The 11,029-nt window shown below is 73.2% G+C and carries 2 protein-coding genes; both read right to left on the bottom strand.

From position 1 onward, the window contains the following. The coding region (locus tag ACGFNH_RS32630; RefSeq protein ID WP_393659999.1) for an SDR family NAD(P)-dependent oxidoreductase at nt 1-9,473 on the bottom strand (9,473 nt) is incomplete at its 3' end. A 45-nt stretch (nt 9,474-9,518) separates the two neighbouring features. Further along, nucleotides 9,519-11,029, bottom strand: a 1,511-nt coding sequence (locus tag ACGFNH_RS32625; RefSeq protein WP_393659998.1) for a beta-ketoacyl reductase, incomplete at its 5' end; no start/stop codon positions are given.

Raw genomic sequence — 11,029 nt, 5'->3', positions numbered from 1 at the left:
ACGATCGGCACCGACGCCGCCTCCGCGAACGACCAACCCGACGGAACCCGCACCACCGTCCGCACATCCGCCACCGCAACCGGACCGAAGGACCCCGAGAAGAGACCCATCACCCGGTCACCGACGGCCAGTTGTGAGACATCCGAGCCGACCTCGGTCACGACACCGGCGCCTTCGAGACCGAAGTCCTCGGCGTCCCCGGGGTACATCCCGAGTGCGTTGAGCACATCGCGGAAGTTGACACCCGCCGCCCGCACCGCAATACGGACCTGGCCCGCAGCCAACTCCGTTTCCGCTTCCGGGAAGGGGATGAGGGCCAGACCCTCCAGGGTGCCCTTGTCGACAGCGTCCAGCCGCCAGGCGGATTCCCCCACAGGAGCTACGAGTTCACGACCCGAGGCGGACGGTGCCAGACGCGGGATGAATGCGACTCCACGACGTACGGCCAGTTCCGCCTCATCGGAGGCGAGCGCGGCTGCGGCAACGGTCCACGACTCCTCCGCACCGTCCACGTCCAGCAACGCGAACCGCCCCGGATTCTCTGCCCGGGCCGCTCGTACCAGACCCCACACCGCAGCCAACGCCGCGACCGGAACCTCGTCGTCGAGCGCGACAGCCCCCTCCGTGACGATCACCAGGCGCGCACCCTCGAACCGCTCCTCCTCCAGCCACCCACGCACCAGCGCGAGGACGCTCGCCGTCACCGTCTCCGCTGCGCCGTCTGCCGGGACCCGGACACGCACCAGCGCATCCGCTCCGGCCTCAACTCCGTTCGGCGGAAGCGACGTCGGCAGATCCGCCGCGGTCGAGTACGCCATCCCCTCGGCGGCCGTGTCGATCCGGAGCGGCGTCCAGTCGACGCGGTGCAGCAGCCCGGCGTGGCCGGCTGCCGCCGTACCGGCGGGCAGCGCCGTCAGTGGGCGCAGCGTGAGGGACTGGACGGTGGCGACGGGTGCGCCGGAGGGGTCGGTGAGGTCGAGGGCGACCGAGCCGGAGCCGGTGACCTGCAGGCGTGCGGCGAGCTGGGTCGCGCCGGTGGCATGGAGGGTCACGCCGGTCCACGAGAAGGGCAGTCCCGGACCGGACGCCGCGCCCCCGGAGCTGTCGGAGGTGTCGGAGCTGTCGGAACCGTTCGTCGGTGCAGCGCCGAGGGCGTGCAGCACCGAGTCCAGCAGGGCCGGATGGACGCCGTACCGACGGGCGTCGGGCGCGGCCTCCTCGGGGAGGGCCGCCTCGGCGAAGAGGTCGTCGCCGCGCTGCCGTACGGAGTTCAGCCCGCGGAACAGCGGCCCGTACGACAGGCCGGTGCCCGCGAGCCGTTCGTAGAGGGGCTCCGTCGCGATCTCGGTGGCGTCGGAAGGCGGCCGGAGGAAGCCTTCCGTCGCCGGCGGGGCGGCCTCGGGCAGCAGGGTGCCACTTGCGTGCCGGATCCACGGCTCGTCGTCGGCATCGTCCGCCTCCGTGCTGTCCTCGGGGCGCGAGTGGATGCCGATTTCGCGACGGCCGTCGCCGTCCGGGCCGCTGACGGTGACCTGGAGACGGGCGGCGCCGCGTTCGGGCAGCACCAGGGGTGTCTGCAGGGTGAGTTCCTCGACCTGGTCGCAGCCGACGCGGTCCGCGGCGTGGAGGGCGAGCTCCAGGAAGGCGGTACCGGGCAGCAGGACGGAGCCGGACACGACGTGTTCCGCCAGCCACGGCTGGAGCTGAGCGGACAGCCGTCCGGTGAAGACGGCGGCCCCGCTGTCGGCGAGGGTGATGGTGGCGCCGAGCAGCGGGTGTCCGGCGGCGGAGAGGCCCGCCGAGCGAAGGTCGCCCAGGTGGGTGCCGGTGCGCGGCCAGTAACGGCTGTGCTGGAAGGCGTAGGTGGGCAGCTCGACGCTGCGGGTCGTGGGGAAGAACGCCGACCAGAGGACCTCGGCGCCCTGTGCGAACAGGGACGCGGTCGCCCAGAGCACCGTCTGCGCCTCGGGGCGGTCGGGCCGCAGCGACGGGACCGCCAACGGTTCGGCCTCGCCGAGCGAGGCGTGGGCGAGTGCGGTGAGGGTGCCGTCGGGTCCCAGTTCCAGGAAGCGGGTGACGCCCTCTCCGTCCAGAGCACGTACGGCGTCCGAGAAGCGGACCGTCCGGCGGACGTGCGCCACCCAGTACTCCGGCGAGCACAACTCCTCCGCCGTGGCGGCCTCACCGGTGACCGTGGACACGATGGGCAGGCGCGGTCGGTCGTACGACACATCCTCCGCGACCGCACGGAATTCGGCGAGCATCGGCTCCATCAATGGTGAATGGAACGCATGGCTCACCCGCAACGTCGTCGACTTGCGGTCCTGGGCCCGGAATCGGTCCGCGATCTCCTGCACCGCATCGCGGTCACCGGAAATCACCACCGACCGCGGCCCGTTCACCGCAGCGAGTCCCACCCGGTCGTCGAGAAGCGGCTCCACCTCCTCCTCGGAAGCCTCCACCGCCACCATCTCGCCACCCTCGGGCAGCGCCTGCATCAACCGGCCCCGCGCAACCACAAGACGGCACGCGTCGGACAGCGACCACACGCCCGCCACATGCGCGGCGGCGATCTCCCCGATGGAGTGACCGGCGAGAACATCCGGCCGCACGCCCCACGACTCCAACAACCGGAACAGCGCCACCTCCAGCGCGAACAACGCAGGCTGCGCGAACTCCGTACGATTCAGCAGATCGCCGTCCTCACCGAGAACGACCTCCCCCAGCGGGCAAGGCAACTCCGCATCCGCGTACACGCACACGGCGTCGAAGGCATCGGCGAAGACAGGGAACGTCTCGTACAACTCCCGGCCCATTCCCAGCCGTTGCGCACCCTGCCCCGCGAACAGGAACGCCGTACGGCCCTCCGCGCGCGCACGGCCGGTGACGACGCCGGGGGCGGGCTCGTCCATGACCAGGGACGCGAGAGCGGACAGCAGCTCTTCTCGATCCGCGCCCAGCACGACGGCGCGGTGCTCGAACGGCGTACGGGTGGCGGCGAGGGACAGGCCGACGCCTGCGGCGGAGAGGTCGGGCCGGGCGTCGGCGTGGGCGAGGAGCCGTTCGGCCTGATCGCGCAGGGCGTTCCCGGACGCGCCGGAGATCACCCACGGCAGCGGGCGTCCCATCTGCGCGATGCCGTCTTCCGAGTCCGGCGAAGCCGCCGGTCCGCCGGTGTGCGGCTCCCCGCTGTCGGTGTGCTTCTGCCCGTCGTTCTGCGCCTGCCCGTCGTCGTTCTGCGGCTGCTCCGCGGTCTGAAGGTGCTCCGCTTCCTGCGGCTGTTCGACGATGACGTGCGCGTTGGTGCCGGAGACGCCGAACGCGGAGATGCCCGCACGGCGCAGGCGGGCCTCGGAGGGCCATTCCCTGGTCCGGGTGAGCAGTTGCACCGCGCCCGCCGACCAGTCGACGTGCGTGCTGGGGACGTCGGCGTGCAGGGTGGGCGGCAGGACGCCGTGCCGCATGGCGAGAACCATCTTGATGACGCCCGCCACGCCGGCCGCGGCCTGGGTGTGACCGATGTTGGACTTCAACGAGCCCAGCCACAGGGGCTGTTCACGCTCCTGGCCGTAGGCGGCCAGCAAGGCCTGCGCCTCGATGGGATCGCCCAGCGACGTACCCGTGCCGTGTGCCTCCACGGCGTCCACGTCGGCCGCGGCGAGTCCGGCATCGGTCAGTGCGGCCCGGATGACGCGCTGCTGCGAGGGCCCGTTGGGCGCGGTCAGCCCGTTGCTCGCACCGTCCTGATTGACCGCCGAACCCGCCACCACCGCCAGCACCGGATGCCCGTGACGACGCGCATCGGAAAGCCGCTCGACGACCAGCACCCCCACACCCTCCGCCCAGCCCGTCCCGTCCGCATCGTCGGAGAACGCCTTGCACCGGCCATCGGCCGCCAGACCGCGCTGGCGGCTGAACTCGATGAACGCACCGGGGGTCGACATCACGGTGACGCCGCCGGCCAGGGCGAGGTCGCACTCGCCCGCGCGCAGCGCCTGCGCCGCGAGGTGGAGGGCGACCAGCGACGACGAGCAGGCGGTGTCGACGGTGAGGGTCGGCCCTTCGAGGCCGAGGACGTAGGCGATGCGGCCGGAGACGACGGCCGCGGCGTTGCCCGTGCCGAGGTAGCCGTCGCCGGCATCGGGTGTGCTGAGCAGAAGCGCGGGATAGTCCTGGCCGTTGGAGCCCATGAAAACACCGGTCCGGCTGCCGCGAAGGCCGCCGGGGGCGATGGCGGCACGCTCCAGTGCCTCCCAGGAGGTCTCCAGCAGCAGCCGCTGCTGCGGGTCCATGGCGACGGCCTCGCGGGGCGAGATGCCGAAGAATGCCGGGTCGAAGTCACCGGCGCCGGTGAGGAATCCGCCGTGCCGGGCGTAGCTGGTGCCGGGGCGGCCGGGCTCGGGATGGTGCAGGGCGTCGAGGTCCCAGCCACGGTCGGTGGGGAAGGGGGCGATGGCGTCCTGAGCGCCGGCCACGAGCTTCCACAGCTCGTCCGGGCCTGTGACGTCACCGGGCAGGCGGCAGCCCATGCCGACGATGACGACAGGGTCGTCGGACGTACGGTCCGTACGACCGCCGCCGGGGCCGGTGCTCGACCTGCTGCCATGGCCTCCGTCGTCCCCGCCGAACAACTCGCCGTGCACGAACGCGGCGAGATCGACGGGGGTGGGCTGGTCGAAGACCAGCGTGGCGGGCAGCGCGAGGCCGGTCTCGGCCGTGAGGCGGTTGCGCAGTTCGACGGCGGTGAGGGAGTCGAACCCGGAGTCGCGGAAGGCGCGCCGGGTCTCCAGCAGCCCGGCGTCGGCATGGCCCAGGACGGCCGCGGCATGGGTGCGGATCAACTCCAGCAGGGCGCGGGTGCGTTCTGCGACGGGGAGGCCTGCCAGGCGTTCGCGCAGTGCGGCGCCTGCCCCGTCCTCGTACGCGACGGCCTGCCCCTCGCGCAGCGCGTCCTGTGCCTCGGGCAGGCCGGAGAGGAGGGGGCTGGGGCGGGTGCTGGTGAAGCCGGGGGCGAACCGGGACCAGTCGACGTCGGCGACGACCTGCCCGGTGACGTCCTGTTGCAGGACGCGGCGCAGCGCGGCCAGTGCGGTGTCGGGGTCGAGGACGGCGAGGCCGCGTCGGCGCAGATACTCCTCGGCCCCGTCCTCGGCGGCCATTCCGCCTTGGCCCCAAGGCCCCCAGGCGACGGAGGTGGCGGTGGCGCCCCGGGCGCGCCGCTGTTCGGCCAAGCCGTCGAGGTACGCGTTCGCGGCGGCGTAGGCGGGCTGGCCTCCGCTGCCCCACACGCCGGCGATGGAGGAGAACAGCACGAACGCGTCGAGCGGCCGGTCGCCCTGGGCGCGCAGCACGGCGTCCAAGTGGGCGGCGCCGTGCGCCTTGGCGGCGAACACCGCCCCGAAGCGGCCGGCGTCGAGGTCGGACAGCGGAAGCGTGTCGGTGACACCCGCCGCGTGGACCACGGCGTCGACCGTGTGGCGGGACAGTAGGTCATGGACGGCCGTGCGGTCGGCGACGTCGCAGGCCTCGACGGTCACACGGGCGCCGAGCGCGGTGAGCCGGGCCGCCAGATCGGTGGCGCCGGGGGCGTCGGGGCCGCGTCGGCCCGTCAGGACGAGGTGCTCCGCGCCCTGCTCGGCCGCCCAGCAGGCGACGCGGGCGCCGAGCGCGCCGGTGCCGCCGGTGATGAGGACGGTGCCGCGCGGCTGCCAGCTTGCTCCGGTGTTCATCGGCGCGGCAGGGTCCTGGGCGTGCAGCAGGCGACGCGCGAAGACGCCGGAGGCGCGCACCGCGACCTGGTCCTCGTGCCCGGCACCGACGGCGCCCGCTCCGGTCCCGGTTCCGGTCCCCGCTCCGGTTCCGGTCCCCGCTCCGGTTCCGGTCCCCGCTCCGGTTCCGGCTCCGCTTCCGGTTCCGGCTCCGGTCAGCACTGTGGCGAGTCGTCCCGCCGCACGGCGGTCGACGGTCTCCGGCAGGTCGACAAGGCCGCCCCATCGGTCGGACAACTCCAGCGCGGCCACCCGTCCCAGGCCCCATAGCGCGGCCTGCGACGGTTCCGGGGCGGCATCCGAGCGTGCCGTGGCCACCGCCCCTCGGGTGGCCAGCCACAGCGGGGCGGCGACCTGCGCGTCGCCGAGCGCCTGCACCAGTCGTACGGTCCGGAAGAGGACGTCTCCCGGGCTCACTTCGTCGCCCTGGCCGTCCTGGCCGCCCTCACCGTCATCGCCGTCCCGGCCGTTCGCCCCGTTCGCCCCGTCGACGGCCGTGAGGGCGAGGACTCCCGCAAGATCTCCGGTGTCGGCGAGCCGGGCGGCCAGCGCGGTGCGCTCCTCGTCGGGCGCGCACTCCCACAGCACCGGTTCGGCGCCGCTGGCCGCCAGCGCCTGCGTCACCGTACGGACCCGGGCGTGGCCGGCCGTGCCGGTGGTGACGACGACGAGCCAACGGCCGGTGAGCGCCGCGTCGGAGGCCGGGTCGAGAGGTTGCCAGCCGATCCGGTAGCGCAGCCGCTCCGCCCGGCTGAGCTCGCGCCGCCCGCGCCACCACGACGACAGTGCGGGTACGAGAGGACGGACGAGCCCCGCGTCGACGTCCAGGGTCTCGGCGAGAAGTGCGATGTCCTCGTCCTCGACGGCCGTCCAGAAGCCCGCGTCCCCGCCACCGGTCTCAGCGATGGCGGCGGAGCCGGGCGGGGTCGCCTCCAGCCAGTACCGTTCGCGGCGGAAGGCGTACGTCGGCAGCTCCACATCACGTGCCCCGGTGCCCGCGAAGACGGCCGGCCAGTCGACCGGGGTGCCGTGGGCGAAGACCGCTGCCACCGCGGACATCAGCGCGGTGGGTTCGGGCCGGTCCGTGCGCAGGGCGGGGACGGCAACCGGCCCGTCGCCGCCCAGGCAGTCCTGGGCGAGCGCGGTGAGGGTGCCGTCCGGGCCCAGTTCGACGAGCCGTGCGACCCGGCGCCGGGCCAGCAGATGAACCCCGTCCGCGAACCGGACCGGCTCGCGGACGTGCCGGACCCAGTAGTCGGGCGAGCACAGGTCGGCCGGGGCGGCGGTCTCGCCGGTCACGTCGGAGACGATCGTCAGCCGCGGGGGGTGGTACGTGACGCTCTCGGCGACCGCTCGGAACTCCTGGAGCATGGGCTCCATCAGCGGCGAGTGGAAGGCATGGCTGACGCGCAGCGCCGTCGTCTTACGCCCCTGGGTGCGGAAGTGCGCGGCCACCTCCTCGACGGCCTCGGCCGCACCGGAGACCACGACCGCACGCGGGCCGTTGACGGCGGCGAGGCCGACCCGGTCGTTCAGCAGGGGCAGCACCTCGTCCTCGGTCGCCTGGAGCGCGGACATCGCGCCGCCCTCCGGGAGCGCCTGCATCAACCGGCCGCGCGCGGCGACCAGCCGGCAGGCGTCGGCCAGGGTCCACACACCGGCGACATGGGCGGCGGCCAGCTCGCCGACGGAGTGGCCCAGCAGGAACTTCGGGGTGACGCCCCAGGACCCGAGCAGCCGGAAGAGGGCGACTTCGAGGGCGAACAGCGCGGGCTGGGCGTACTCGGTGCGGTTCAAACGGTCCGCGTCGTCCCCGAAGACGATCTCCCGAAGGCTGAACGGCATTTCGGCGTCCACCGCGTCGAACGCCTCGGCGAAGACGCGATATGTGTCGTACAACTCCCGCCCCATGCCGGGCCGTTGCGATCCCTGACCGGCGAACAGGAAGGCGGTGGCGCCGCGCACGGTGCGGCCCCGGACGGTCGCCGCGCCGGGGCTTCCCTCGGCGAGCGCGGTGAGTTCGCGTACGGCGGTCTCGTGGTCCGGGGCGAGGACGATCGCGCGGTGCTCCAGCGCGGCGCGAGTGGTGGCGAGCGCGTGGCCGACGTCCAGCGGACGCGGGGGCTCGGCTTCCTCCCGCAGCCGGGCCAGCAGCCGCGCGGCCTGAGCGCGCAGTGCGTCCTCGCTGCGCGCGGACACCGGCCACGGCACGACGGGCAGCGCCTGCGGCTCGTCGTCGGCCGGTCCACCGGTGTCCGAATCCGGATCCCTACCGGAATCCGCGGCGGGGTCGGCCGCGTCGGCGGGCACGGGCGCCGGGGCCTGCTCGATGACGGTGTGGGCATTGGTGCCGCTGATACCGAAGGAGGACACACCGGCGCGGCGCGGCCGGTCCGCCTCGGGCCAGGCGGCCGCCTCGGTGAGCAGCCGAACCGCTCCCGCGGACCAGTCGACGTGCCGGGACGGCTCCGAGACGTGCAGAGTGCGCGGCAGCGTTCCGCGCCGCATCGCCTCGACCATCTTGATGATGCTGCCGACACCCGCCGCGGACTGGGTGTGGCCGATGTTGGACTTCAACGAGCCCAGCCACAAAGGATGTTCACGGCCCTGGCCGTAGGTGGCGAGCAGGGCCTGCGCCTCGATCGGGTCGCCCAGCGACGTACCCGTGCCGTGCCCGTCGACGGCGTCCACGTCGGTGGGAGCCAGTCCCGCGTCGGCCAGTGCCGCGCGGATCACCCGCTGCTGGGAGGGGCCGTTGGGGGCGGTCAGGCCGTTGGAGGCACCGTCGGAGTTGATCGCCGTGCCGCGCACGACGGCCAGCACCTTGTGCCCGAGACGGCGGGCGTCGGAGAGACGCTCCACCAGCAGCATGCCGGCGCCTTCCGCCCAGCCGGTGCCGTCGGCGTCCTCGGAGAACGCCTTGCACCGGCCGTCGGCGGCCAGCCCGCGCTGCCGACTGAACTCGTAGAACATCGCCGGAGTGGCCATCACCGCGACGCCGCCCGCGAGCGCCATGTCGCACTCGCCGCGGCGCAGCGCACGGCACGCCCAGTGCAGGGCGACCAGCGAGGACGAGCAGGCCGTGTCGACGGTGACGGTGGGCCCTTCAAGACCGAGCGTGTAGGCGATGCGGCCGGAAGCGACCGAGGTGGCGTTGCCCGCCAGGAGCAGGCCCTGTACGCCCTCGGGGAACTCGCTCACGCCGACGCCGTAGCCGGAGGTCGCGGCACCGACGAAGACCCCGGTGCTGCTGCCCCGCACGGAGCCGGGGTCGATCCCGGCCCGCTCGAACGCCTCCCAGGAGATCTCCAGCAGCAGCCGCTGCTGCGGGTCCATCGCGAGCGCCTCGCGCGGCGAGATCCCGAAGAAGTCCGCGTCGAACCTGGACGCCTCGTGAAGGAAACCGCCGCCGAGGGCGTAGAAGGTGCCGGGGTTGTCGGGGTCGGGATCGTAGCCCGCCTCGACGTCCCAGCCGCGGTCGGCGGGGAAGCCGGAAATGGCGTCCCCGCCCTCGTCGACGAGCCGCCACAGCGCCTCCGGGCTGTCCACGCCCCCCGGATAGCGGCAGCTCATCGCCACGATCGCGACCGGCTCCCGGTCCCGCGCCTCCACCTCGCGCAGCTGCCGACGGGTCTGCCGCAGCTCGGCGGTCAGCCGCTTGAGGTACTCGACGTACTTGTCGTCCATCTTGTCGTCTTCAGCCACCAACGCCACATCCCTGAGCCGATGCCAACGGTTCCCCGCGGCTGATCACGACTGCCCGAGTTCTTTGTCGATCAGGTCGAACAGCTCGTCCGCCGTCTCGACGGAGTCGAGTTCTCCGTCGTCGACGTCGGCGGGCGATGCTCCGGAATCCCCCGAACCGGAGGCGGAGCCGGTACCGGAGCCGGTGCCGGTGTTCGTACCGGTGCCGTTGTCGCGTCCGGGACCGCTGTTCTTCATTGCCAGTTCCTGCCACTTCGCCGTCAGCAGCTGCAGCCGGGAAGTGATCGTCGCGTGGTCGTCCGCGCCGCCCGCGGCGGCGGCGAGTGCGGACTCCAGACGGTCCAGTTCTGCCAGCAGCGGCACCGCCGTCGCGGCCTCGCCGGAGCCGTTGCTCCCGCCGGTGCCGGAGGCCTCCGGTACGGGGATCTCCTCCAGCAGATGGCCGGCCAGCACCGACGGTGTCGGATGGTCGAACACCAGCGTGGCGGGGAGCCTCAGCCTGGTGGCGGCGTTGAGCCGGTTGCGCAGTTCCACGGCCGTGAGCGAGTCGAAGCCCAACTCCTTGAAGGCCTGGTCGGGTTCGATCTCGTCCGCCGAGGCGTGGCCGAGGGTCGCCGCGGCCTGCGCACACACCAGGTCGACCAGATACTGCTCGCGGTCGGCCGGCGCGAGCGCCGCGAGCATGGCCCCGAGGTCCTGCTGCGGAGCCGCACCGGCCGCCGCCGTCTCCGCCGCACGCCGCGCAGGAGCCCGCACCAGGCCACGCAGCAGCGGTGGTACGGCCTCGGCGTGCGCCCGCAGCGTCCGGAGGTCGAGATGCACCGGCAGCAGCAGCGCTCGGTGCGCGGGGGCCGCACCGGCCACGAGACCTGCGGTGTCGAGCAGTTCGAGCCCCTGTTCCGGGGTGAGCGGCCGCATGCCGCCGCGTGCCATGCGCCGGAGGTCGGCTTCGGTCAGGTCGGCCGTCATGCCCGCGCCCGGTGCCCACGGGCCCCAGGCAAGCGAAGTGGCGGGCAGACCGGAGGAACGACGCGTCGCCGCGAAGGCGTCCAGGAAGGCATTGGCCGCCGCATAGTTGGCCTGCCCGGCGCTGCCAAGCGTGCCGGCGACGGAGGAGAAGACCACGAACGCCGAGAGGTCGGCGCCGCGGGTCAGCTCGTGCAGATGCACCGCCGCATCCGCCTTCGGCCGCATGACGTGAGCCAGCCGCTCCGGAGTGAGAGAGGCCACCACACCGTCATCGACGATGCCCGCCGTATGCACCACGGCGGTCAGCGGATGGTCGGTGGGAACGGTTTCGATTGCGGCGGCGAGCTGGTCACGGTCGGCGACATCCACTGCCGCAACCTCCACCGTCGCCCCCAACTCAGCCAGTTTCGCGACGAGTTCACCGGCGCCTGGAGCTTCCAGCCCGCGGCGGCTCGCCAGCAGCAGGTGCGTGATGCGGTGTTCGCTGACCAGGTGACGGGCCACCAATGCGCCCAGACCACCCGTACCACCGGTGATCAGCACCGTGCCGTCCGGATCGAGGGCCGCGGGAACGGTGAGGACCACCT

The organism is Streptomyces sp. NPDC048639, from assembly GCF_043199075.1.
Taxonomy (GTDB): Bacteria; Actinomycetota; Actinomycetes; order Streptomycetales; family Streptomycetaceae; genus Streptomyces.
The sequence above is the reverse complement of the archived record's forward strand: the minus strand, read 5'-3'. Positions and strand labels throughout refer to the sequence as shown.